This window comes from Rufibacter tibetensis, assembly GCF_001310085.1.
Lineage (GTDB): Bacteria > Bacteroidota > Bacteroidia > Cytophagales > Hymenobacteraceae > Nibribacter > Nibribacter tibetensis.
In genome coordinates this window covers 4,811,832-4,838,162 of record NZ_CP012643.1, presented here as the reverse complement: position 1 = coordinate 4,838,162, position 26,331 = coordinate 4,811,832, and the positions used below count along the sequence as shown (strand labels likewise).

Sequence of the window (26,331 nt, the reverse complement as noted above, 5' to 3'; positions counted from 1 at the left end):
AAAGGGTATCAAAACGATACTTCTCTCATCCTTTCCAATCCAGTATCTTTTTTGTTGTTTTGCGCGTCTGAACATATTACTGACTTAGAAAACGCTTATGGACGCTTTAGGAAGACATATACTGGTAGAGTTTTACAACTGCTCACCGGAGTTGATGAATGATGTGGTGCACATTGAAAACAGTATGGTGGCCGCTGCTGAGACTGCTGGTGCCACCGTCATCAACAGTACCTTTCACCACTTTTCTCCTTATGGCGTTTCTGGCGTAGTGGTTATCCAAGAGAGCCATTTAGCCATTCATACCTGGCCTGAGTACGGGTATGCCGCCGTTGACTTGTTTACCTGTGGTGACTCCGTTGACCCATGGGTTTCCTACAACTACTTAATTGAAGCGTTCAAAGCCAGCCATGGTTCTTCTATGGAGTGCTTACGCGGTCAGCAAAGACTCCTGAACCGCACTGACTTCACCGTTGAAGCTCGTGATTCCGGACAGCAGATTGCCCCTATTCCCAAAATTACCCGTGATGTGTGGTTTACCGAGCGGGACGAGAACATTGCCCTTTCTTTAAAACATACTGGTACTCAGCTTTACAAAAAGCAGTCGCCTTACCAAAAGGTGGAGGTGTTTGAGACCTTGGCCTATGGCAACATGCTCACATTAGATGGCATGGTGATGTGTACCCAGAAAGATGAGTATGTGTACCACGAGATGATCACGCACGTACCAGTCTTCAGCCACGGAAACGTAAAACGCGCCTTGGTGATTGGGGGAGGAGACGGCGGAACCGTTCGGGAACTGCTACGCCATGACTGCATTGAAGAAGTGGTGCTAGTAGAAATAGACGAACTGGTGATTGAAGCTTGCAAAGCGCATTTACCTGAAACAGCCAGTGCTTTCGGCAACCCAAAGCTGAAGCTTTTGGTGGAAGACGGGATAAAATACATACAGGAATGTGCCGATAGCGCCTTTGACCTAATCATTGTAGATTCTGCGGATCCGGTTGGCCCGGGAGAAGGATTGTTTACTGTTGAGTTCTACACTCAGGTGCACCGCTGTCTTACCGCTGAAGGGGTGATGATCACGCAGAGCGAATCGCCTAGATTTAACACCAATGTCTTCGTGGAGATCTTTGACACCTACAAAGGAATTTTTGGGCAGAACAATGTGCACTGCTATCTGGCTGCCATTCCAACATACCCAACCGGTACCTGGAGCTTTTCTTTCAGCTCTAAAGGAAGCGTGCACCCCAAGAAATTCAACCTGGAAACTGCGGCTGCCTTCTCCCAAGCACAAGGTCTTCGGTACTACAATGAAGACATCCATGTAGCGGCCTTCGCCTTGCCAAATTTTGTAAAAGAGTTACTTTCCTCTAAAGCATAGAAGTATGAGTATTAAGATGCCCACCATGTGCGAGTCAAAGCACTCCAAGATTTCTTCCTTTGACCAGAATGGCGTAGGAGAAGTAGGAAGCGGTTTGTTTGGTCTTCCTTTTACCCAGGAAGAGTCTGAGGTAGTAATTTTTCCCATTCCGTGGGAAGTGACGGTTTCTTATAACGCAGGTACTGCTGAAGGTCCTGCCGCCGTTCGCGACGCCTCACCACAGCTAGACCTTTTTGACCCGGAGTTACCTAATGCCTGGCACCTGGGTATTCACATGCCGGTTGTACCAGAAGATTGGGCACAGGAAAGCCAGCGTTTGAGGGAGAAAACCGAAGCCTATATTGAGTGGCTGGAAACCGGAAGCAAAGGCGATTCATCAGTACATGACGCTACCATTGAAGAAGTAAACCGCATAGGCGAAGCGCTTTTGCAGTGGTCTAAAAAGGAGACCTTAGCTTTACTGAATCAAAACAAACTGGTAGGTGTATTAGGCGGCGACCACAGTACACCACTGGGTTTTATGCATGCTTTGGCCGAAAAGCACGAAGAGTACGGCATTCTTCAAATAGACGCGCACGCTGACTTGCGTGATGCTTATGAAGGATTTACCTATTCCCACGCCTCCATCATGTTTAATGCCCTGAAAATTCCGCAGGTAAAAAAGCTGATTCAGGTAGGCATCCGGGATTTGTGTCAGGCTGAGGCTGAGTTGGTAGATCAATCCAATGGAAGAATTACCACCTTTTATGATTCAAAGATCAAAACCAAAATGTATGAAGGCAATTCCTGGCGGAAGCAGTGTAAGAAGATCATTGCGCAATTGCCTCAGAAAGTATACATCAGCTTTGACATAGATGGGTTGGATCCTAAGCTTTGCCCGGGAACAGGCACTCCGGTTCCTGGGGGGTTTGAGTTTGAAGAGGCGGTGTATCTCATCAAGGCTTTGGTAAGATCTGGTCGCGAGATCATTGGGTTTGACTTGTGTGAAGTGGCACCCGGAGACACTGAATGGAACGGGAACGTGGGCGCACGCCTCTTGTACAAACTCTGCAACTGGATGGCCGTATCTCAAAAAAGATTAGAAGCTTCTTTATAACCTATAAGCAAACACTATGGGATTCATCCTCAAGATTATCATTACGGGCATTGTGGCGCTGGTACTGGCCCAGTTTTTTCCAGGCGTTTCTATTGACGGGATATCCAGCGCTATTTTATTAGCACTGGTTCTGGCACTGTTAAATGCTGTAGTGAGGCCAATTTTGGTGTTTCTCACCATTCCCATCACCATCATGACGTTGGGTTTGTTTTTGCTGATCATCAACGCCATCATCATATACTTAGCTGATTATCTTCTGGATGGATTCGATATCAATGGAATTATAACTGCCATTTTATTTGGCTTGGTGCTTTCCATAGTAACTTCAATCATTGATTTCATTCTGTAGTTTACAACTGTTTTTGCTAAATTAATTAGAAAGCCCGGAAGCAATTCTGGGCTTTTTCTATTTTTATTGGTGTAGAGGCAAAAGGATAAAGCTGTTTTTGCTGTATTTTTGTGAAAAGTAGTTACAAATGGGAGTAAGGGAAGCACGGGAAGTTCTGAAGCAGTATTTTGGTTACGATCAGTTCAGACCGGGTCAGGAAGATATCATATCAAACGTACTGGAAAAGCGAGACACGGTAGTGTTGATGCCAACCGGGGGCGGTAAATCTGTGTGTTACCAGGTGCCAGGCTTGGTGATGCCCGGCCTCAGTGTTATAGTCTCCCCTTTGATTGCCCTGATGAAAGACCAGGTGGAAGCCTTGTTGGGTAACGGTGTAAATGCTGGGTACCTGAACAGCTCTCAGTCTACTAAAGAACAGCAGTTAATTGAGCAGCAATGCTTTGACGGTCGCTTGAAAATGCTGTATGTTTCTCCAGAGAAACTTCTTTCAGCAGGCTTTTTTTCCTTTTTGAAGCGCCTTCAAATAAATCTCTTCGCCATTGATGAGGCGCACTGTATCTCTGCCTGGGGACATGATTTTCGGCCGGAGTATTTGCAGCTGAAGAACCTGAAACTCCAGTTTCCGGAGGTGCCTATCATAGCCCTGACCGCCACTGCTGATCGTCTTACACAACGGGACATTCTTACCCAGCTTTACCTTCAGGACCCTAAAGTATTTATTTCCTCGTTTGACCGTCCTAACATTCACCTTCAGGTGCAGCCGGGGCAGAAACGCATGGAAGCTATACTGGACTTTCTGGAGGAGCGTCCCTTTCAGCCCGGTATCATTTACTGCCTCAGCCGGAAAGCCTGTGAGTCACTGGCTGCCAAACTGAAGGAGAAAGGTTACAACGCAGATTATTACCATGCAGGCTTATCGGCTAGAGACCGGGAGCAGGTGCAGGAAAAATTCCTGCAGGATAACATCCAGATCATGTGCGCCACCATTGCTTTTGGGATGGGGATTGACAAGTCAAACGTGCGCTGGGTTGTTCATTACAACCTCCCAAAAAACCTGGAAAGCTATTACCAGGAAATTGGGAGGGGAGGACGTGACGGAGCACCTGCCGAGGCGCTGCTGTTTTACAGCTTAGCTGATGTCATGACCCTGCGAGACATTGTGACCCAAGGTGAAAACAGCAAAGAACAAGCCTTGTCCTTAGCGAAGCTGGATAGAATGCAGCAATTTGCTGAAAGCACCAGTTGCCGCCGTAAAACCCTGATGCACTACTTTGGGGAGGAATATTCCCGTGATTGCGGGAACTGTGACATCTGTGACAATCCGCCTACGTCATTCAACGGAACTGAACTGGCGCAGAAAATTTTATCGGCGGTAGCCCGAACGAAAGAAACGATAGCTTCTGCGCAAGTAGTTGATATTCTTCGTGGCTCCCGCAACCAGCTTACGTTGACCAGAGGCTATGACCAGTTGAAAACCTTTGGAGCCGGCAGGGAAGTACCCTCACAGGATTGGCAGCGGTACATTCATCAGCTTATCAACCAGGGTATACTGGAGGTAGCGTATGATGAGCATGGTGCCTTGAAGTTAACCAATGCCAGTCAAGAAGTTCTTTTCAAAGGTAAAAAAGTGGAACTGGTTAAATTCCAGGCGCCGCTTCCCAAAGAAGAGAAAGAAAAGCGGCAGAAGAAATCAAGAAGTGGGGTGGAGACAGCCTTATTTGAGCATTTAAGGCAACTCAGAAAGCAACTGGCCAGTGAAAGGAACATTCCGCCGTACGTGGTTTTTACAGATAATACTTTGCAGGAGATTGTGGAGCAGCGACCCACAAACAAACCTGCTTTCCTGTCTATTTCCGGGGTGGCTCAGGCCAAGTACGAACAGTATGGTGAAATCTTCATCAATTCCATTTTGAGTTTTCTGGCCCAACAAGCAGAACAGCAACAAGCTAAAATCAAAGGGACTACGCATCTGGTCACCTATGAACTGCTTCGGCAGGGCAAAACTCCAGAAGAGATCTCTGAGCAGCGGCAAGTGCAATTGACCACTATCTACTCCCATTTAGCTACTTTGTACCAGCAAGGCTACGACATTGATTTGAAACCATACTTGTCTGACTGGGAGTACAGTAGGGTGCGAGAGGCAATCCTTAAGACCAAGCAGACTGCGGCTATGAAGCCAATTTTTGAATATCTGGAAGGAGAAATAGATTACATGAAAATCAGACTTGGAATTGGTCGGTTCAACAAGGAGAATGGATAAAGTTTATCCTTGTTCTATCAACAAGGTGAAAGGAAGGTAGTTTTGCTTCTAATTTCAAATAAGTAGTAAAAAGCAAGCTTTCAGGAGTTTGCCCTAAAACAAAGAAGGCCGGTTACTAAGTAACCGGCCTTCTTTGTTTTAGGGCATTTTATTTATTTTAATGCAATAGGATCTGTCAATCCATCTGGGTCATTAGAAACATACCCTTGGGAATTAACTCTTCCTCCGGTTAGTGCAAGAATACCAGCTACGTGCGGAGCAGCGTATGAAGTACCGTTACCAGTAGTGTACCCGCCACCTTTCCAGGTAGTTTGGATATTAGTGCCTGGAGCAGAGAATTTTACAGAAGCTCCAAAGTTAGAAGAAGGACTGAATCTTCCGTAAGAGTCCATGTTGGACACAACAAATACGTTTGGCGCGATCACACGAGCAGGAGAGTCGTCCTTGCAATCAATGTAGCTGTTACCAGAGGCAACGGCAATGAAAATACCGCGAGCGGCTGTTTTCTTTACCAGGTCATCTAACATGGTAGAAGCAGAAACGCGTAAGCTCATGTTTACTACGTCCCCTGGATTCCCGTACTTATACACGTGATTCAAGGCAGAGTAGATACGTGTAAGGGTGCCGTAACCAGTATTGTCAAATACACGAAGGGCTACAATTGAAGCATTGGCAGCAACTCCTACAACGCCAATGTTGTTGTTTTTTGCTCCAATGATACCGGCAACGCCAGTTCCATGACCATATCCATCTTCATAAGAAGCATCTCCATAGATAAAGGATTTGCTACGGGTTTTATCCACGTTTAAATCTGGGTGGCTTGACTGTACACCAGAATCAATAACCCAAACTGTCTTACCTGTACCATCACCATACCCAACCCGAGAAACACCCCAAGGAATTACCTGGGTAGAAGTGCTGGAAGTAGTAGTTGTGGTAGTAGAGGTACTTGCAATTGGAGAAGAGGTATTGAAAGTGGATGTTTTAGGAGAACCTTTTCCAAGCATCACTGCTTGGTCTGGTTCAATAAAAGCTACATTTTGGTCTGCTCTGAGACGGGCTATCTCATCTTTGCTGAAAGAACCGGAAAAACCGTTGAATGCTCCCTGAAATACTTCGCGGGCACGACTACTCTCTAATCCATTTTTCCCTAAAACCTTTTCGCGAAGCGATTTGCCGGATAAAAGGTTATTGTCTTTTAAAACAACAATGAACTTCCCTTCAATGGTTTTTGAAGAGGCAGTTGGTTCTGCAGGAAGAATAGCTGATTCTTCCACTAATTCATCCTGCTGGCAACCTGACATGGAAAACACCGAAGCCAAAGCAAAAAAGGAGACAGCTTTTTTAAACGTAGTTCTATTCATACACTTGTTTGTTAGTAGAAAATACCCATAAATAAAAGAAGATTTATACCCGCTGAGAAACTCAAAAATGGCGGTTGATATTCAAATGTAATAAATAATCCTACTAAGGCAAAGAGTTTGGATTAAATAATGAACTGATAATAAATAAGTTATATATAGTTATAAATAGATGTTTATCTTCAAAATTCTACTTATTTACTTGTTGGTAAGAATCTTGAGTTTCAAAAACACAATAAAAATGAAATAAAATTAATTTCTAATCTTATAACTTTGCCAAAAATGTTAGTTGTTTGCTAAAGAATTAGTACTTTTACTTTGCCAAACAAACAACAGAGAATCATATGCTTAGCACTAATCTTAAATATCTTAGAAAACAACTTAATCTAACCCAGGTACAGCTTGCCGAAAAGTTAGAAATTAAGCGTTCCTTGATTGGTGCCTATGAAGAAGGGCGGGCAGAACCTAAACTGGCTACCCTTATGAAAATGGCACAGGTGTTTCAGTTGTCAGTAGATGAGTTGATCAACCCTGATTTACCCAATACTTCAAAAAACGGGAATTCTAAGCGGCAGTCTAACGTGAAGGTATTGTCCATTACTGTAGATGCTCAGAACCGTGAGAACATTGAATTAGTACCTTATAAAGCCAGTGCCGGCTACCTAAATGGATACTCAGATCCGGAATTTATGGAAGAGCTTCCTAAGTTTCGGCTTCCTATGATTCAAAGCCCGGGTACGTACCGTGCTTTTGAAATTAAGGGAGACTCCATGTTGCCTATACCATCCGGTACTGTGATTGTAGGACGTTACGTTGAGCAGTGGCAGGAAATAAAAGACGGTACACCTTGTATTGTGGTTAGTCTGCAGGAAGGCATTGTTTTTAAACGTATCTACCACCAGCATAAGCAGACTTCGTTGCGATTACACTCAGACAATCCCAACTATGAACCTTATGACGTGGCTTTGGATGACATCGTTGAGTTATGGGAGGCAAAAGCCTACATAAGTACTACTTTCCCAATGGCTGAGATTTCATTGGATAAACTTACTTCTCTGGTGCTTGACTTACAACAAGAGGTTAAGAAACTGAAAACCGCCAAATAAGACGTTTACCTTTCAATGTAAGGGCCGTTTAGAAACTGTTTTTCATAAAGCAGCTTCTAAACGGCCTGTTTCTTTATATAGTAATCACATAATAAACTTCAAAGGCGTGGGTACGTATTTACTCTAAACCCAAACTGCTTATCTCATGATAAAAGTGATTCCCGCCACTGAAAGACACCACGCCTCGCATGGCTGGCTTGACTCCTATTTCCTTTTTTCCTTCTCAGACTACTATGACATGGAGAACGTGCAGTGGGGGCCGCTGCGGGTTTTCAACGATGATTATATAAAAGCCAAAAATGGTTTTCCTGAACACCCTCACTCAGAGATGGAGATTGTCACCATTGTGCTGGAAGGAGAGGTCACCCATACCGATAGCTTAGGGAATAATACGGTTATTCATGCAGGAGAAGTACAGCGGATGTCCACTGGTACGGGAGTACGTCATGCTGAACACAACCACGGGGACACAGATCTACACCTTTACCAACTTTGGTTTTTCCCCAATAAAAAAGGCCTGACACCTTCCTATGAACAGAAAGCAATTGACTTTACTGGTGAAAAGAATCAATTGATACCGTTAGTAACCGGTCAGAAAGTATTGGAAGATGTGGTGTACATCAACTCCAACTCTACTATTTACCATGCTAATTTAAATGAAGGGAAAGAAATAGATTTCAAGACCTTCCCAATTAGAAAAGGACTAATCTATGTTACCTCGGGTGAGTTATTTGTGAACGGAATTCAGGTGCAGAAAAATGATCAGGTACGGTCAGCAGATATTGACGCATTGCGGATTCAGGCTACCGCAGACAGTTCCTTTATATTAATCGACTTACCTGGCGTAGAAGCCAATTATTAATTGTAATAAATTCAAAACAGAAAAGCGGGTTCTTTTTTCAAGAGCCCGCTTTTCTGTTATATAATGTTCTTGTTATTGAGCAAAAAATTAGATACGATTCTCCTTTTAGCTCTTTTTTCATAAATGAGGCTCTAAATAGAGCACCATATTAGTAGTAGTAATTTTGATGAAGTTGTTTATAGGGTAAGTGGATAAACTTAAGCCTCAAAATCATTAAACCGTATTTGCCGTAATATAAATAGTAGGTTTACCATATCTTTGGCAAAGAAGTTAGGTGAAAACCTATTATAGAATGGCTAAAAAACTACTCTCATTTCCCATCATTATTGTAAGCTTGTTCCTGTTTGGAACACCACAGGAAAGCAATGGATATGGTGTACTTACCCATCAAGCTATTATTGATGTAGCCTGGCAACCCTCCATTGTTCCCCTCCTGAAGAAACGATTCCCTAAAGCAACTAAAGAAGAACTGATCAAAGCCCATGCGCACGCCTATGGTGGTGCTATCATACAGGATATGGGGTACTATCCTTTCGGGAATACCTTTTTCACTGATCTTACCCATTACGTTAGAAGTGGTGATTTTACAATTGCCCTGCTGGAAGAGGCACAAACCTTAAATGAATATGCGTTTGCCGTTGGGGCTTTAGCTCATTATTATGCAGACAATTATGGGCATCCTATAGGGACAAACCGGTCGGTGCCCTTGGTATACCCAGAGTTAAAGGCGAAGTTCGGTGAAAGTGTCACCTATGAAGAAAATCCCATCGCCCACATCAAAATGGAATTTGGGTTTGATGTTCTGCAGGTGGCCAGAGGTAATTATGCCCCTGAAGCATATCATGACTTTATTGGCTTTGAAGTCAGCCAGGAGTTGCTGGAGCGTGCTTTCAAGAGAACGTATGGGCTGGAGTTAAGCAGTTTGTTTGTGAGTTTAAAACTTACAATTGGTTCGTTCAGAAGATCAGTAAGTACTTTGATACCAAGTTTAACGAAGGCTGCCTGGAACCTCAAAGCTTCCGAAATCAAGAATGCAAAGCCAAGTCTTACACGGCGGCAGTATCTGTATAGGATTAATAAAACAAAATATCACCAGCAATGGGGGAGAGAGTACCAACAACCAAACCTATTTGAGAAATTTCTGAGTTGGCTTCTACGGGTGCTACCTAAGGTGGGGCCTAACCGTACCTTTACCTTCAAGCCACCTACTCCTGAAGCAGAAAAGCTTTTCATGGAAAGCTTTAATGTTACTTCTGAAAAGTTTGCCATTGGTCTGTCTGATTTACCTTCTACGGTAACTTCGCTTACAAATACAGACTTAGATACGGGGGACCGTACAAAGCACGGGAATTATGGTAAAACTGATGAGACGTATGCGGAATGGCTAAAATATCTCAGCAAAGGCGATTTCTCTACCTGTAGCCAAGAACAAAAACATAACATTTTAAAATTCTACACCAAAGCAAGCGCCCCTAAATCAAATGACAAAAAAGCCCTTGAGGATTGGGAGAAAACAAAAGAACTACTGTCTGAATTAAAATATACAAAATAAAGTTTATAATTTAGTTAATTGTTAAATTTATTTATCAGTGATAATACTTATTAGCTAGGTCTTTTAGTGTTTAAGGTTTGTTATTTATTGATTTATAAGTAGTGTAAATAACACAGTAAAAAACTCCAAATGAAGGTGGAATAAAAATCAAAAGAGGCAGCTATTCCAATAGCCGCCTCTTTTAATATATGTTTTATAATAGGGGTATGGTTTGTACTTATTAGAAAGCAGATTACATCTCTTCTACATTTTCTTCCTCCAGTAATGGATTGACTGCAAGTAAATCTCCTGTCACTGTAGGGGCATTGTGCAGCCATTGCGTCTCCATGGTTTTACTGGTTCGGGCTCCAAGTTTCTTGAGCAACTCTACTTTTTTGAGCAGATTACCGTTACCATCAGATAATTTGTTCATGGCAGCATGGTACTTCTGCTGACTCCTGTCCAGATTCACCCCTATGTCTTTGAGGTCTTCCAGGAAATTGGAAAACTTATCATATAACTTTCCACTTTCTTCCGCTATCCGTAAAACATTTCTTTTTTGGCTTTCCTGCTTCCAAACACTGGCTACTGTTCTTAGGGTGGCTAATAGGGTAGAGGTAGTAACAAAAACAATGTTGCGGTCAAGCGCTTCCAAAAACAGGTCGCGGTCGTGCTGAATGGCCAGGTTAAATGCTGGTTCTATGGGTATATACATCAACACAAAATCCGGGGAGTGTATTCCGTGGAGGTGTTGGTAGTTTTTGCGGCTCAGATCAGCAAAGTGTGTCCGGATGGATTGCACGTGGCTTTTCAAGTGCAACTGCTGTTGTAACTCATCTTCGCAGTTGCAATAAGCATCATACGCCACTAAACTTACTTTAGAGTCTATGATGAGGTGCTTGTTGTCTGGTAAGTCAATGATAACGTCAGGACGGAACACCTTGGCATCATCATGCTGCATCACCTGCTCACGGCGGTAATGTACGTTCCGCTCCAACCCTGATTTCTCCAAAAGATTTTCCAGCAAATACTCACCCCAATTTCCCTGGGCTTTTTTCTCGCCTTTTAGCGCCCTGGTAAGGTTTAGCGCATCCTGGCTCATCCGTTGGTTCAGGCTGGCCATATAGGTAATCTGTTCTTTTAATGAGGTGGTGTCTTTCAGGGATTTTTCATAGGTCTGTTCCACCTTGCTTTCAAATTCCTTTATCCGTTCCTTCAAAGGAGAAAGCACCTGTTCCAGGTTTTCGGCTGAGGTTTTTCTAAAATGCTCGGCATTGGTCACCAGCACTTGATTTGAGACCTGGGTGAATTGCTGCATGAAAGTATCCCGAAGCTGAGATAATTCGGCCCTTTCATCAGAGAGTTTTTGCTTGAGGTGGTAAATATCGTTTTCGGCCCGGGTAACCTCTGCGTGTAATTCCATCACTTTGCTGTTCTCCTTACGGAATTGCTCCTGCAATTTTAGTACCTCGACTTGCGCTACTTCCTGCTGCTTCAAGGCAAATACCCGCTCAGCCTCCTGGTTTTGCAATGTGGTGCGCAAGGCTGAAAGTTTGGCCTGCACCAAGAAATAGGAGAGGATTGCTCCTATGAGAAAGGCGAGTAAAGAAAGGGTTACATCCATAGCTGTATTGTGAATCAGGAAAATCAACACCTAAAGATAAACTAAAAGTGCCCAAGCCTAAAACTATTCGCAAATAGTAATAGAATTAGTAGAGTTGAACTGTAGTTTACATGCACATCAGAAAAGAACATTTGCTTAATTTACCTAAACTAACTGTTTATAGTATATGAGGTATAAACATCAAATCTAGGTGATTAATAATTTTGCTAATCCTTTTAGGTTTAAGTGTGGCAAATTAAGTTATTCTCTTTTTAGATAATACATCAACTTCCATCTTTATGGCTAACTAGTATTATATCTTTCAGAAGGTCAAATACAATTAATTTTTCCTGTAAAGGTCTTTTACATAGCTTCTTACCTTTTTCTGAAAAATTTACGGATGCATAATAGTACTTTATTTTTTATCCCCGTATAAATACGCTCTGTGGAAAATAAAAAACTAATTACCAGGTTCTTAGCTTAAATAAATTGCTTTCTTATCAATAGGTAAAAACAAGTAGTCTACATACCTTTCATAACAGCAAACAACAAGATGATGAAACCAGAAACTAAAAATACCATCAAAGCTGAGATAGCTGACTTGAAAGCTAATCTAAACGGGCAACAGGAAAAACTCACGCACCTGATAGACATCATTGATCAGGAAGAGACAGGTAATACGCAGGTAAAAGAAGAACAAGCTGAGGGTAGAGCTTCTTCATTCGACTTTAAATTAGACAGAGTATCACGCAAAGATATCACCAGAGATGAGTTGAAATCAATTTTAGAACGGATGCAGGATCTAAGCCACGCTAAACACCCTGAAATTGAAATCTACATTACCAATGTGGAGTCAGAAACCAATGAACCTGTCACACTAACCACGTCACACATTGGAAAGGGAATCAGGTTTGACGATACTATCTCCATCAATGATCACACCAAAAGGTTGGTAGGAGACTTTAAGATAGAATTCAACGAGGATGGAATTCAGGATATAAGTGCTAAGTACTATAAGGCGTTCTGGAACAACCATAAAGAGTAAAACAAAAGGCTCCTTGCCTAAGAAGCCTTCTTCAAAACAAAAGGCTCCTTAGGCAAGGAGCCTTTTGTTTTGAAGAAGGCTCTATCAATTAAAATTAAAAATGTACAAATTGTATTTATAGTTAATAATCATTACAATTTGTTCATCACTATCAAGAGAAAACCTAGAGTAAAGAATGAGATTAGTAGTAAGGCCAATTTCTGAGCGACGGAGGATGGTTTTTCCTCTTCTGAGTAACCAAAGACCAAAGCTGCCAAGGATTCGGAAGCTTCTTTCAAATAATTTTTCATTATAAGTGTTGGTTGGGAAGGTAGTAGGACATTACCCAAAATATTGAGTAATTAAAAATGCTTAATTATTATTAATAAATTACTATAGTATAATTAATTTATTTTTATGTTAACTTAGGTATGGTTCTATTAAAAGCTCACAATTATGGTAGTTATATTAAAATAAGCCAATTGCAAAAGGTGTTTGGATTTTTTTTAGCATTAATCTTTGTTCGATTTGTTCATCCTTAAACTTTCTGTATTACTTGTTGTGTTTAGACGAAACAAGGAAGGTTAGTTACCTTAAGTATAGTGAATTTGTTACCCGAATGGGGGATGTATGTGACTATATTGTCGTTACCTTCAACAAGCAGAACATACAGCCTGTTTGTTGTTTAACTATTCATGAAAGTACTTTTACATAAAAATAAAGACTTAAAGCATTTCATCCGCCGGAAATTATGGGAACCGGTGCTGGAACTTGTGAAGCAAGGAATCACTCCGCACCAGATGGCTTTGACCATTACTTTAGGTGCCGGCTTTGGAATTATTCCTTTCATAGGGCTCACTACCATTCTGTGTACCTTTTGGGCGCTTCGGTTAAGGCTGAATGTAGCCTTCACTATTTTGATTGGCTACTTAATGCAGCCTGTGCAATTGGCGCTGTATGTACCCTTTGTAGAACTGGGGCAAAGTATCATTCCAATAGCACCCATTCCTTTTTCGCTGGATAAACTTACTAGTATGTTTCGGGCCGACTGGCTCAATGCTTTACAGCAGCTGTGGCTCGCGAATATGGTAGGCATCATGGCTTGGCTATTATGCTTTATTCCCTTCGGTTTTGCCTTATACTTTTCAAGTAAACAGGTGTTAAGCCGGGTACTTCCGGTGCAACAGGTTGCATAGCATTTTCTTCCCTTTTCTTGTGGCAAGAAGGCTACGCAGCAACATTAGTTATTTCTTGATTGGTGCTAGTAATATAATTTGTGGAGATTTTCTATAAACGGCTCTATAAAACTCCTGGCTTTAGAAGGAATTAATTGTGAGGTAAGCACTCAAGTGATACACATTGTAATGTACTTTCCAGGTGCACCTAGATAAACATCTTAATTAAAGAGGCGGATGATTATAATACTAAGACCACAGATATAAGCATATAAGCGCTTATACCTGTGGCTTTTGTTTATGGTGGCTTTTCTCAAAATCAAGCTAAAAACCATCAAAAGTTTCTTTACTGCTTTTATTAATTCTAAGGATTTACTGAAGTGAGTATAGGCAATGATATGACAGAAGGTTTATAGCTGTTTGCCAGAACTCTGAAGCAAAATGCCTTTTCCTAATGGAGTTCAAAGCTGGTTTTTATCAGGTGTTTTCCAGAAGCTTGCCGCAAACTATTTATTTACATTAAATAGGGTTTTTTGAGGCTAATACTGTCTATAGCTAAGTAGACCTTAAAAGGATTGAGAGAGGGTCTATTTACTAATCTTGGTCAGACCTAAAGCCCCTTTCTTTTTAGCGCTACTTAGTTCATATACATGAAACTTCTCCTGGCATTTTCTTTTCTTCTCTTTTTCTCCATCACAGGTTACCCTCAAAAAACTATAACTCCTGCTAAAATAGGTACAACCTATGGCAAGAAAATAAAAACCACTAACACCATAAATAGATCGGAGCTTACCTTAAAGCTAACGCATCAAAAAGAGTTCAGGGGCAAGATAGAAGGAAAGGTGACAGAGGTTTGCCGCAAGAAAGGGTGTTTTATGAATTTAAAGCAAGAAACGGGGGAGCCAATAGTGGTCTTCTTCAAAGACTACGCTCTCTTCATGCCGCAGGACATTGTGGGCAGAACAGTGGTGGTGGAAGGGACTGCTGTGAGGAAAGAAACTTCGGTAGAGCAACTTCTGCACTTTGCACAGGATGCCGGGAAGAGTAACACAGAGATTTTAAAAATCACCAAACCAAAACTGGAAGTTGAAATTACCGCCGATGGAGTGTTGGTAGTGAAGTGATAGAAATTTGGTAGATAAATCTAAATCAAAGTCTTATGCACGTGCCACAGTCAAATATTACAAGAATACTTCCGCTGGTTGCTTTTTCAGGTGGGTTCTTCCTTTTTTCTCATTATGTTTTACACCTGCTCTTCGGGCAGCAAACAGGAAAGATTCTGTGGAATGCCATGGAGAGCCCTTTAAGAAGAATTGATGGGGCTATCTTTTCCGCAGCATTCGCCACCATTGACCTTACCCTGATCTTACTCATAATTGCCTATTCACCCAAAATGAAGCCCCTGAAGTATGCCGCTCTATTTTTTGGAGTGGTAGCATTTCTGGCCTCTATGACTGGCTTTCTTGCTTTCACTGTAACAAGCCAAATGGTTTTGTATGCCATGCCAGTTGCTTGCCTTACCATGTTTGCCAGCGCCATTCTTCTGAGCATCACCTCTATCCAATCAAAGGTGCTGCCTGCCTGGATGAGGGTTGCACTTATGGCTTTTGGTATTTGTACAGCCCCGCTGGGGATTATTCTTCCATGGCTGAAAGTAAAAATCCCAATGTATGTTTTATTTGAACTGCATTTTTCACCTATGGGCATTCTCTGGATGAGCATTGGCGTTTCTTTGGCTTTGGAAAACAGGAAGCTGAGAAAAATCCTAGCCAAACGGATTGAGGCTCTCCATGCCAGTACCTTTGCCAAATAGTTAGCCTCTAGCGCAAATGCTCTTATAGGCGCAGTACTGACAGGTTTCCAAATCATTGGTTTTACGGATGGGCTCCTCAGGGTTCAGCATCCTAATCACCAGATCTTTCAAAAGTCGTTCAGAAGTCTCCATGAAGTCAGCAGGGGCGCCAAGGGCATCCATAAAAGGTAGTTCAGAAGTGAGCACTCCCGCCCCTAAGTTCCGGAAGGAGATAATACCCGCCTCAAAATCATAGCTGGCCTTAGGCAGGTTCAGGACTTTGCTTTCCAATAAACTACCTTTCTGAATCTCTTTAGCCAGAATATACCGGTATAACCATAGTTGTCGCACTTTGTCCAGGTGGCGGTCATTAAGGAGAGAGGTTTCCAACTCCTCCGGGTTGACTTTAAGGTTTTTGGCTTCTACTTTGCCCGTCTTATAGTCAATTACCCGTAAAGTATGCCCACTAAGGTCTATACGGTCAGCTTTACCCGCGATGCGTACCGGAACTTTCTCGCCTGAGGGTAGTTTTACCTCCATTTCGGTGAGGAGTGTTTCTTCCAGTTGCAGAATGTAAAGGGGAAGTTCCTCTGAATCACGTAGGCCTGCCAGGTAGCGGGTGAGCAATTGCACCGCTACTTTGTAGAGAATAAGGTTCATGCCTTGCTCCGGCAAATTGCCCAACGTGCCTCGCCTGAATTCCAGTTGTACCTTCTTTGGCAAGTTCGCCAGCATCACGTCCACATCGGCTTTCTCAATGGGGCGGGCTTCTTCTGCGAAAGGTCTGAAATAATCTTCCAGCACCTGGTGCACAATCGTCCCGAAGGTATCTGCACCCACTAACTCATCTATTTCGTCTACTTCCTCCAGCTTGGCTATTCGGCTGAAATAATACTGCAAGGAACAGTTTACAAACTGGTTCAGGTGAGAAGGATATAACCCACGCCGCAGCTGCTCCTTCAGTTTGTCCATCACCTCGCCGTCTTTCTGAATGATGATGTCTGGTTCGTACTCCTTCGTGTTCAGTTGCTCTACCACAGCCGTCAGTTCCCGGAACCTGATGTTTGGGTTGCGCAAAGCCAGGTCATGCTGCAGTTGCAAAATAAACCGGCTTTTCTCCCCTGATCCGTAGGTGTCAGAAGGCAAGACATACAACAGGTTCACCCGCTTAGCCCGCTGCAACAAGCGATAGAAGTAGTAGGAGGTAATACTCTCTTGTTCAGCATACGTAGGCAACCCGAACGTGCGAAGCACGTCATAGGGAAACAGCGAGTTCTGCTTCTTAGGCTGCGGCAGCACGTTCTCGTTTACACTCAGGATAATGAGGTTCTCAAAGTCCAGGGCGCGTGTTTCCAGCATCCCCATGACCTGGGTAGGTGAGATGGGTTCCCCGCTGAACGGAAGCTTTGTGTTCCCGATCTGTTCGTACAGAAACTTCTTAAAACTGCGTACCGAGATCCGGTGCTCACGGCAGTCAAAGAGTGTGTCAAGACGTTTGACAATGGTGTACAAAATGTAGAGGTACTCCGTTTCAATGGGGTTTTCAGATTCTACCCTGTAAATACGACCCAACGCATCTACCAGTTGGTACAAGGAGTCTATCAGGTCCGTGCAGTCGTTCCAGGTCCGGAAGAGGGTGATGAACATGGGGTGCTCCCGGCCCAGCTTGATTATCTCCTCGGCGGTAAGCAAGACACTGTTGCGCTGCACCATCTCGTCCAGCACGTGCTGAAACAAGTCTAAGTCTGTCTCCCGCTCCGCGATGCTGTTGAGGTACTGTTCATAGCGCCGTAGAAAAGGGTGTTGCAACAGTTTCGTGACGGCCAAGTGGTGGTAGCGATTGATCTTGTACCCAGTATCGGTGGGCTGCACCACACCAGTTAAATGCACCTCAAACAGCAGATCTACCAGGTTAAACAAAGGTGTGCCTTTGAAGGAAAGCCCCATGGTTACGTTGTAATCTGTTACCTCGTCTGAGATGGAGTGCAGTACGGGCAGGAGCAGGGTTTCATCAGGCAACACGATGGCGATCTCCGCTTTGGGGTCCTTTTCCCGAATCTCACGGAGAAGCTGTCCGGCTATTTTGCCCTGCATGCTGGCGTTGGCCACTCCAATGGCGTTGATCTCTTTGGTGTCTTGTAGAAGCAGGTTCTGTTGCCAGTTCCACTCGGGCAGGGGCCATTTGGCTTTGTAGCGCTTCAGAAAATGTCCGGCCCGTTTATCAGAGTCTGGCGACATGTAGTAGTCATCTGAGTCAAAGAATATTTCGGCTTTGCCGGCTTCTAATAAGGTCTGGATGATTTTCTGTTCTGCCCTGGACATCGCGTTCAATCCTACAAAAATGTACCGGAAACAACCTTTTTCGCTTTGCGCGATGTCTTTGATGCGGCTGGCTACCATCCGGAAGGCCATACCCGTATAAGCTTGTTTTTCTTTCTTTAGCTTTTCCTGCAGGGCATGGTACGTGCGGTCCAGGTTGTTCCAAAGCTGAAAGTACTGCTTTACGTTGGGAGTAGGCGCGCTGCTGCCCGGTTTTGAGGGGTCCCATCGTTCCATTGCCTTGGCCTCGCTCACGTACTCAAATACTTCCTTCGGGTTCACCAACTCCATGTCCATGCGGGAGAAATCTTCCAGCAGCGTAGCCGACCACCCTACAAACTGATCAAAGTCCAGTTTTGGATCGAACTGCAACATCAAATCATACAGATCCAATTGCAGGTGCAGCGGCTCCAATACTTCCACGTTGGCCATGTTGCAAACAAATTCCTCCATGGAGTAAATCTGGGGCGACCAGATTCCGGTGGGAGCGGCCTCAGCCAAAGCGTTTTTAAAGTACAATGTGGCCCTACGGGTAGGAAGCACGATGCACAGTTCACTCAATTGGTCGGTGTAGGTTTGGTAGATATGTTCAGCGGTTTGCCGCAGGAAAGATAGCATGAAGCAGGAGGGAAATGGGTAGCACGAATAGAGGTACAAGATACAACGTTTTGAGGTGGTTTTTTTAGGAAACGGACTAAAAGAAGCCTTGACTAGAAGTAAAGACACATTTAGATCTAAAACAGCTGGATGTAAATGTGCAGAAACCGTAGGATAGGGTTTACTTAACTGCACAAACGATGAGCCGATACGCCATTTCAGATATCCACGGTTGTAACAAAACCTTCAGGTACATGGTTGAGGAGGAAATAAATTTACAGACCTCAGACACCCTGTACCTATTAGGAGACTACATAGACCGTGGCCCCGACTCTAAAGGGGTGATTGATTTTATAATGGAACTCCGCCGCAATGGCTACCAGGTAATTACCCTTTGGGGAAACCATGAAGACATGATGCTGCATGCCTTGGAAAGCTCGGGCTACACAGACAATTGGTTCTTCAACGGCGGGAAAGAAACGTTGAAAAGCTTTGGAGTAGAAACCTTGTTTGGTATTCCCATGCCTTACTGGCGGTTCATAGAAGAGTTACAGCTCTATGTAGAACTGGAAGATTACCTACTGGTACATGCCGGGTTTGACTTTTCGGCTAAGAACCCTTTCTCTGACCGGGACACTATGCTCTGGACCCGTGATTTTGAGGTAGACAAAAAGATACTGGGCAACCGAAAGATCATTCACGGGCATACGCCCACCTACCTTACCGAAATTGCCGATTCGCTGATTGACCCTGTTTCTGATGTCATCAACATAGACGGTGGATGCGTTTTTTCCAGCAGACTAGGGTACCTCGTAGCGTTGAACATGGACACCCTGGAACTGCATGCTCTCAGGAACAGGGAAGAGTACTGAGATAAAAGAAAGATGAATTCTAAGAAGCCATAGTAGTCAGCATGTAAAAAAGAATCTGGTTTCACGTTGATTTTCTGAAATCTGCATGAAAACAGATTCTCAGTTGGCTTCTATATATCCTTCACGAAAAAATTAAAATGACAACTTGCTATTATTTGATATACAATAAATTAAGAACATGAGTAGATATGCTATTTCTGATATTCATGGCTGCCTGAAAACATTCAGGTACATGGTAGAAGAGGTGATTAAGTTAAAGTACATAGACAGGCTGTACCTGTTGGGAGACTACATTGACCGTGGCCCAGATTCCAAAGGGGTGCTGGACTACATCATGAAGTTGAAGCAAACATACCGGGTGTACGCGCTGTGTGGTAACCATGAAGACATGCTTATGAAAGCGCGCGACAATGATTTGTATCTAACGTCCTGGATGTTCAACGGAGGCAAAGAAGCGTTGAAGAGCTTCAGGGCTGAGTCTATTAAAGATATAAAATCCATCTATTGGGAGTTCATGGAAGATCTGGAACTGTACATTGAACTGGACGACTACTTGCTGGTGCACGCAGGCTTCAACTTTGCCATACCAGACCCCACTAAAGACAGGCATACGCTGCTGTGGGCGAGAGAATTTGAAGTAGATAGGTTCAAGTTAGGAAACCGGAGGATTGTGCACGGGCATACTCCCATCACGTTAAACCAGATAAAATTTTCCCTCAATAAACCTGTATCAAAGGTCATCAACATTGACGGAGGGTGTGTCTTCAAAAGCCGGATGGGGTATCTTACCGCCTTGAACCTGGATACCCTAGAGTTACTCACTGTTCCCAATAGAGAAGATGTGTAAGTTTACTACTCTCTTATAGGACAACAAAAAAGCCTCAGATGAACTCTGAGGCTTTTTGCTTTTAGCGTTGTACCGGATGCGGCTCCTGTAACTGAAGCACCCTTCCGGTAAAGGATCTGGTTTCTTCACAGAGCTGCGGATCTTCGGCTATTTTCTGCCCGTAGGTAGGAATAATCTCTTTGATTTTTTCCTGCCACTCTGGAGTAGACGCTTTTTGCGGGAAACACCTGTGAATGAGGTCCACCATGATTGAAACGGCGGTGGATGCACCTGGCGAGGCACCTAACAAAGCCGCTAGAGAACCATCGGCGGCACTCACCACTTCAGTCCCGAATTCCAGCACGCCTCCGCGTTTAGGATCTTTCTTGATCACCTGTACCCGTTGTCCGGCCACCTCCAGTTCCCAGTCTTTGCCTTGTGCTGTTGGCACATATTCTCTCAAAGCCGCTAACCTGTCTTCCGGCGACTGCCGAACCTGGTTAATCAGGTATTTAGTAAGTGGAATATTGGTATATCCTGCCGCCAACATGGGGCGAAGGTTGTTCATCTTGATGGAAAAAGGCAGATCAAAGAAAGAGCCTTTTTTCAGGAATTTGGTGGTAAAACCAGCGTAAGGGCCAAATAAAAGCGCCTTTTCTCCATTAATCACGCGGGTATCTAAGTGCGGAACTGACATGGGCGGTGAACCAACGGCAGCTTTCCCGTAGACCTTTGCCTGGTGTTGGGCAATGACCTCTGGATTGGTGCATTTCAGCCACTGGCCACTTACCGGGAACCCACCAAAGCCTTTTCCTTCAGGAATACCAGAGGCTAACAGAAGAGGCAAGGAGCCGCCACCAGCGCCTATAAACACAAATTTGGCTCTTGCCCTTCGTTTCTGGCCGGTTGTTAAATCTTTGATGCGCACGCGCCAGATGCCGTCCTCTTTGTGTCTGAATGAGCGCACCTCATGGTTACGGTACAGTTGTACGCCACCCATTTCTTTCAAATGCTTGAAGAGCTGACGAGTTAGACAACCAAAGTTTACGTCGGTTCCTACTTCCATGCGAGTGGCAGCTACTTTCTCATCTCTGTTTCTGCCTTTCATGATCAGCGGCATCCACTCATCCAGTTGATCAAAGTCCTCTGAATACTGCATGCCCTGGAACAGGGGGGAAGTGGTCATGGCATCGTACCGCTTCCGCAGAAACTCCACATTTTTTTTTCCCCACACAAAGCTCATGTGTGGCACGCTGCGGATAAACATTTTAGGATCAGTTAATATGCCCTTTTCTACTAAAAAGGCCCAAAACTGGCGCGACTGCTCAAACCATTCGGCAATTACATCTGCTTTGGAAATATCTATAGAGCCGTCTGCTTTTTCAGGGGTGTAATTCAATTCACAAAAGGCTGAGTGACCGGTACCGGCGTTGTTCCAGGCATCAGAACTCTCAGAAGCTACCTCGTCAAGGCGCTCGTATATTTCAATGGTCAGATCCGGTTGCAGTTGCTTCAGCATTACGCCCAAGGTGGCGCTCATGATGCCGGCGCCAATCAACACTACATCTGGTTCGGTTACTATTTTGTCCATGATTTCCTATTATGTACTTCCTAGAGTACGAAGAAACCAACAGAAAGTGTTTTACCCAAATCAGGAAGACAGGAAATGAAAAAAGCTAGTGCCTGAGTTGAGGCAATGAACAAGGTTAGGAATACTTTATCTGTTGTAATCCAGTAATTTATGTGCCGGTTCTTGCCTTCTATGGTTTTCTAGTAGAAAGAGAAGGATTGTTATAAGTAAAAGCCCAAAGGTGGTAGAGGCCAGGGGTGGGTTTTAGTGGAAAGATACTTTGACCCTTTCTTGAAAGCAGATAACCCTCATTATTTAATTAAGCGATAAGTGAGCAACTAATACATTGTGCTTTCACTTAGATTCAAATGAAAGAACCTTTTTACAAGCTTATTTTGAAAAATAACTTGTAAAAAGGTTCTTTCTTCTTTAAGTAATTGCTTTAAAAGAGCTTTGTTGAGCTAGCTATAAACACTAATGGCATTTTTTGAACAATCCATAGGGGCTACCATTTTCTTGCTTGTTCTAAAGTGGTTCACCCAGCTATTTTTCCCACATACTCCCATTCCTCCACCCGTTCTTCTTCAAAATAGTAAACCAAACAGGTGATCTTCGTGAACACTAATTCACGGAACAAAGCCGCATAGGAGTTTAGGTTCTCCGCGTACTCTGGCTTAGAGGGAGGTAGTTTGTAGTCTATCAGCGTTACGTATCCGTTTTCCCCAAACACAATACGGTCTGGTTTATAGCGATTGGTACGCACGTCTAACACTTCCCGCTCGTTCTCCACGGTCATGTTTTTGCTGAAATAGTGTTTCATCTGCGGGTGTTGAACCACGTGCTGCACCATCTGGTTAAGAGTAGTCAACTCACGTTGAGAAATAATGCCTTGGTGCACCAACTGCCGCAGCGCTTTAGGTGCTTCCTCCGCATAAGTGATTCGGGCGAGTGCGTAATGTAATTTTCGGTTCCAGCGCCGATGTTCCTGCTGGGTCTCAAAATCAAAGACATTGTTGGCGTGCTGCTTGAGCTTCAAATTCTGTGCCCAATCAGCGGAAGTGAATTTGTCCAGCACATAAACGTCATCTGTGACAGGTTTATGACTCACCGCCTGTTGCGCACCTTTGGCTAATTGATAACAATGCTTACCTTCCTGCCAAAGGTCTATGCTTACCAGGTATTGGTGCAGCCAGAAACTCACGTTTTTTTGGTAATTAGCTTTTTTGAAATCTTGCGCTTTGCCTATGAGGTATAGGCGGTCTACGGGGCGGGTGAAGGCCACGTACAGCATGTTCAGGTTTTCAATAAACGTTTTCTCCAGTTTTTGCGCGTACTGCTCGTGCAGGGCAGTCTGCTCCAGTTTTTTATTTAACGTCACCACAGCCGTGCGCAATTTGCTGTCACCTGCTACAGAAGAAGGCAAAGTGCCCCAGAGCAGCGTAGACGTTTGCGGCTCTAGGCTCCAATCACAGAAGGGAACTATTACTACCGGATAGTCTAGCCCCTTTGATTTATGGATGCTGGTGATGGTGATAGCATCCCGGTCTTTAGGTGTATTAATGCTTAAGTTCTCCTTGTGCAAGTCCCAATACTGAAGGAAGTTATTGAGGTTGTTGCTGTACTTGAGCGTGTACTCCAGCACCAGATCCAGAAAACGGAAAAGGTACTCGCACTCATTGTTTTTGTCCAGCAAATCAAACACCCTGATCAGCTTCTCAGTGAGCTCATAGATGGACAGGTTTCCGGCATCGCGGTACGCTAGATCAAAGCCCTGCTCCTGTAAAAACCGGAAGAAGGGATCAATGCTGGGATCAGTGGCTAACGCTGCAATCCTGCCCGTGGTGGCACTGTCTGGCAGCTCCTGGTGCACCACTTTGTAGACCAGGTACAAGGCTTGTGACCGAGCCAAACTATTGGACGGCTGGTTAAGTATCCGGAAGAAAGAAATGATCAGGTTGATGACTTCAGCGAACTGCAGCGAAAGCGAATCCTGGGAAATGATGTCAAATTTCTTCTGCTTTAAAAAGTTGGCGACCAGTTTGCTATTGCGGTTGGTACGGCTCAGAATGGCGATGTCACGAGGGGCGTACCCATCGGCTAAGGCCTGTTGCACCATCTGCAATACCAGTTGCAGCGTGCTTTCCTGGTAGGAGAGAAGGTCTACCTCTGTGTAGCCCTCGTAGATTTCCTCTGTGCGGCAGCAGGCATCTAAGTCATATTTCTTAGGGCTTTCCTCATCATGCGTAAAGACAACCTGCAGGTGTGCTATGCCGTCGTGTTTTCCCTCCGGGGAATGCTGCTTGAAATTGTCATCATAAATAGCCTGCAGCAAAGGAAACTGCGGATTGGCTTTGCTGATGTACTCAAACAACTCATTGTTGAAGGTGATAATTTCTGGTGCGCTCCGGAAGTTGGTCTGCAGGTTCTCAGGTGTTAGCGTCCAGCGTAGCGTGTCATAACGCGGAGCCACGTTTTCCTCAAAGCGGGAGTTATGGTACAGGTGGTGCGTCTGGTTTCTGTGCAGGTGCAGGATCTGCTCCATTTCACCGCCACGCCAGCCGTAAATGGCTTGTTTGGCATCGCCCACCACCATGTTAAAGTTGTCGCCGGCCAGGGCGTTCTCCACCAAAGGCAAAAGGTTGTTCCACTGCAGTACAGAGGTATCCTGAAACTCATCAATCAAAATATGCTGGTACCGCTCACCCAACCTTTCATAAATAAAAGGAATAGGCTCCTGCAACACAATCTCCGTGATTCGCTTGTTGAACTCAGAGATATGTACCAGGTTTTTGTCCAGCTTTATTTCCTGTATGCACCGCTCCAATTCACTAAGCACGCTCAACTTGTACAAGTGCGGCAACATGGCTGTAATCAGGATATGGTTTTGCGTCTCACGCTCCTTCAATTCCTCAATGCTCCGGTAAATCTCGGCCAGTCTCCCTTTGATCTGATCGAGGCTTACCTTCGCGCTGGTGCTGGCTTTTCCGCTGGGCCATTTATCATCATTGACCGTTTTGGTGGCGTTGCTGTTGGAGATAGTAATATCAAAGGCCGCGTTCCATTTCCTGAAATAAGAATAGATACCATTCTTGCCGTAGGACATCTCCTCAGGCAGGATGCCGTAGTTGTCAATCAGGTCAGAGGCTTCTTTTGCCAGAGCTTGTATCTTGCCTTCTACCGTTTGCTTTTGGGTATACAAGTCCTGGCGTATCTTCTTGAAATCTTGCAGGGTAAGGGTGCCTATATCAAGCAGGTGTTCATAGGTCTGCTCGTTCAGAAGGTGCCGGGCGAAGTCGGCCAATTCTTCGGGCAGGTTGTTCCAGCTTTTGCCTTCCTCGGCTTTCTCCAGAGCGTACTGCTGCAGCGTTTCAGCAAGCAGCCGGTTCTCGGCCTGGGTGTTTACCTTGTTTAACAGCAAGCTTACGGCGGTGCTCAGCAGGGTTTGCGCATCCATGTCTACCTCAAAGTTGTGGGGCAGTTTTAGTTCAGTCGTAAAGGCGCTTACTACCCGGTTTACGAACGAGTCAATGGTACTCACCGCGAACTCAGAATAATGGAAGAGCAGATGGTCAAACACCTGCGCTGCCCTTCCACGTAATTGTGCTTCCGTCAGGTGCGGCTGGTTGTACTCTGTCTGTATTTCGTGTAATATGTTAAACAGTAAATAGTCGCTCTTTGCTTTTTCCTTCTCAGATAGTTGCTGGTCATTAAAACCGCGCATGGCGCCTAAGATTCTGTTTTTCATTTCCTGCGCCGCATCATTGGTGAAAGTAATGGCTAGTATGTTCTTGAAATAAGAAACGTCTTCGCTCTGCAAAGCAAGCTTGAGGTATTCTTTGGTCAAATGGTAGGTCTTGCCGGAACCGGCAGAAGAAGAATATATTTTGAAGGAAGCAGGCACCGGAGTAATTTGAATATGAAAAAAGGCTCAGGCCGAAAGAATATTAAGGTATATCAAGTCTTCGGCCTGTATTCACGAAAATAGCTAAAAAAGGGGAGAAGGTTGATTCATAATTCAGGTTTTGAGAACAAAACCCATACAAACCTAATGGAGAGTGAACTTGATGAAAAGCAACCCTAAAGGAAGCAAACATACCTAAACTGAGATGATAATAGAAATATATACAATTTATCAGCAAACCAATTTCTATGGAAAAACTCTTTTCTATATGCCTATTGATTGATTTTTCAAGGTTCCTTAGGAAGCTGCCAGTAAGAGGAAGAAAACCTAATGGCAGCCTCTATAATAGGAGTGTGGGAGCTAAAGCGAATAGTAAACCCATAGGTTTGAGCTGTTGATTACCCTGTAGGTGATGGAAACAATTATGTAATGACTAGTACTCAGTACCGACAGTTTAAAAAGGACAAACTGTTACATCAAATCAAATACTCCTTAAGCAAAGTTTTTAACCTTACCAATCAGCCGTACATAAGATTAGGGTTGGAAAATGACAGAAGAACGTTTGAGAGCTACCTTCCTATTTCAGTAATAATCAGTGAGACCAACTTAACTTAGCGCTGGAGGCGTATGAAGCTCCGTCGTCTATCTGGAAAATGAGCTGAAATCAGGCATTATCTTTTTCGGTTTCTTTAGCCAATAGGTTATT

General features: G+C 44.1%; 18 protein-coding genes. 12 read left to right on the top strand and 6 right to left on the bottom strand.

Annotated features, from left to right (window positions below):
- Nucleotides 1-97 precede the first annotated feature (97 nt).
- The 4 genes from speE to recQ all read left to right on the top strand — a co-directional run bounded on the left by speE (nt 98) and on the right by recQ (nt 5,086).
- Entirely contained in the window at nt 98-1,381 is a 1,284-nt protein-coding gene (gene speE, locus DC20_RS20000) for a polyamine aminopropyltransferase (protein ID WP_062545467.1), read from the top strand.
- 4 nt (nt 1,382-1,385) lie between these two features.
- On the top strand, nt 1,386-2,477 hold the full coding sequence (locus tag DC20_RS19995) for an agmatinase family protein (RefSeq protein ID WP_245652254.1): 1,092 nt from the start codon (nt 1,386-1,388) through the stop codon (nt 2,475-2,477).
- A 16-nt stretch (nt 2,478-2,493) separates the two neighbouring features.
- Nucleotides 2,494-2,826 carry a phage holin family protein gene (locus tag DC20_RS19990; protein WP_062545466.1) on the top strand — a complete coding sequence of 111 codons (333 nt, stop codon included), beginning with the start codon at nt 2,494-2,496 and terminating at the stop codon, nt 2,824-2,826.
- Nucleotides 2,827-2,953: 127 nt separating this feature from the next.
- A complete protein-coding gene (gene recQ, locus DC20_RS19985; protein WP_062545465.1) occupies nt 2,954-5,086 on the top strand; it encodes a DNA helicase RecQ in 2,133 nt (710 codons plus the stop codon).
- A 152-nt stretch (nt 5,087-5,238) separates the two neighbouring features.
- On the opposite strand, the gene DC20_RS19980 is transcribed toward recQ, so the two are convergent.
- Nucleotides 5,239-6,450, bottom strand: a complete 1,212-nt coding sequence (locus DC20_RS19980) for a S8 family serine peptidase (RefSeq protein WP_062545464.1) — start codon at nt 6,448-6,450, stop codon at nt 5,239-5,241.
- 341 nt (nt 6,451-6,791) lie between these two features.
- On the opposite strand from DC20_RS19980, the gene DC20_RS19975 reads away from it, so the two are divergent.
- The 3 genes from DC20_RS19975 to DC20_RS19965 all read left to right on the top strand — a co-directional run bounded on the left by DC20_RS19975 (nt 6,792) and on the right by DC20_RS19965 (nt 9,967).
- Nucleotides 6,792-7,553, top strand: a complete 762-nt coding sequence (locus tag DC20_RS19975; protein WP_062545463.1) for a LexA family transcriptional regulator — start codon at nt 6,792-6,794, stop codon at nt 7,551-7,553.
- 145 nt (nt 7,554-7,698) lie between these two features.
- A complete protein-coding gene (locus DC20_RS19970) occupies nt 7,699-8,415 on the top strand; it encodes a pirin family protein (RefSeq protein ID WP_062545462.1) in 717 nt (238 codons plus the stop codon).
- 292 nt (nt 8,416-8,707) lie between these two features.
- On the top strand, nt 8,708-9,967 hold the full coding sequence (locus DC20_RS19965) for a zinc dependent phospholipase C family protein (protein ID WP_062545461.1): 1,260 nt from the start codon (nt 8,708-8,710) through the stop codon (nt 9,965-9,967).
- Nucleotides 9,968-10,199: 232 nt separating this feature from the next.
- Here DC20_RS19965 and rmuC read toward each other — a convergent pair whose 3' ends face one another.
- Complete coding sequence (gene rmuC / locus DC20_RS19960; RefSeq protein ID WP_071885517.1) at nt 10,200-11,570, bottom strand: DNA recombination protein RmuC; 1,371 nt, start codon at nt 11,568-11,570, stop codon at nt 10,200-10,202.
- Between the two features lie 532 nt (nt 11,571-12,102).
- Here rmuC and DC20_RS19955 point away from each other — a divergent pair.
- The 3 genes from DC20_RS19955 (at nt 12,103) to DC20_RS19945 (ending at nt 14,872) form a co-directional block, all read left to right on the top strand.
- A complete protein-coding gene (locus tag DC20_RS19955; protein ID WP_062545460.1) occupies nt 12,103-12,594 on the top strand; it encodes a hypothetical protein in 492 nt (163 codons plus the stop codon).
- Between the two features lie 674 nt (nt 12,595-13,268).
- Complete coding sequence (locus tag DC20_RS19950; RefSeq protein WP_062545459.1) at nt 13,269-13,769, top strand: DUF2062 domain-containing protein; 501 nt, start codon at nt 13,269-13,271, stop codon at nt 13,767-13,769.
- A gap of 629 nt (nt 13,770-14,398) precedes the next feature.
- Complete coding sequence (locus DC20_RS19945) at nt 14,399-14,872, top strand: DUF4920 domain-containing protein (protein ID WP_062545458.1); 474 nt, start codon at nt 14,399-14,401, stop codon at nt 14,870-14,872.
- A 256-nt stretch (nt 14,873-15,128) separates the two neighbouring features.
- Here DC20_RS19945 and DC20_RS22975 read toward each other — a convergent pair whose 3' ends face one another.
- Both DC20_RS22975 and DC20_RS19935 read right to left on the bottom strand, forming a co-directional pair.
- A complete protein-coding gene (locus DC20_RS22975) occupies nt 15,129-15,557 on the bottom strand; it encodes a hypothetical protein (RefSeq protein ID WP_157593299.1) in 429 nt (142 codons plus the stop codon).
- Between the two features lie 4 nt (nt 15,558-15,561).
- Nucleotides 15,562-18,477, bottom strand: a complete 2,916-nt coding sequence (locus tag DC20_RS19935; RefSeq protein WP_062545456.1) for a PD-(D/E)XK nuclease family protein — start codon at nt 18,475-18,477, stop codon at nt 15,562-15,564.
- 179 nt (nt 18,478-18,656) lie between these two features.
- Here DC20_RS19935 and DC20_RS19930 point away from each other — a divergent pair, with 179 nt between their 5' ends.
- Both DC20_RS19930 and DC20_RS19925 read left to right on the top strand, forming a co-directional pair.
- Nucleotides 18,657-19,328: a metallophosphoesterase gene (locus DC20_RS19930; RefSeq protein ID WP_062545455.1), complete on the top strand. Its 672-nt coding sequence runs from the start codon at nt 18,657-18,659 to the stop codon at nt 19,326-19,328.
- Between the two features lie 178 nt (nt 19,329-19,506).
- Nucleotides 19,507-20,175 carry a metallophosphoesterase family protein gene (locus tag DC20_RS19925; RefSeq protein ID WP_071885516.1) on the top strand — a complete coding sequence of 223 codons (669 nt, stop codon included), beginning with the start codon at nt 19,507-19,509 and terminating at the stop codon, nt 20,173-20,175.
- Between the two features lie 61 nt (nt 20,176-20,236).
- Here the strand turns inward: DC20_RS19925 and DC20_RS19920 are convergent, their stop codons facing one another.
- The gene (locus DC20_RS19920) at nt 20,237-21,745 is read right to left on the bottom strand and encodes a malate:quinone oxidoreductase (RefSeq protein WP_062545453.1); all 1,509 of its coding nucleotides are present in this window, start codon (nt 21,743-21,745) and stop codon (nt 20,237-20,239) included.
- A gap of 514 nt (nt 21,746-22,259) precedes the next feature.
- Nucleotides 22,260-25,625 (bottom strand): UvrD-helicase domain-containing protein, encoded by a 3,366-nt coding sequence (locus DC20_RS19915; protein WP_062545452.1) that lies wholly within the window; start codon nt 25,623-25,625, stop codon nt 22,260-22,262.
- Nucleotides 25,626-26,331: the final 706 nt, after the last annotated feature.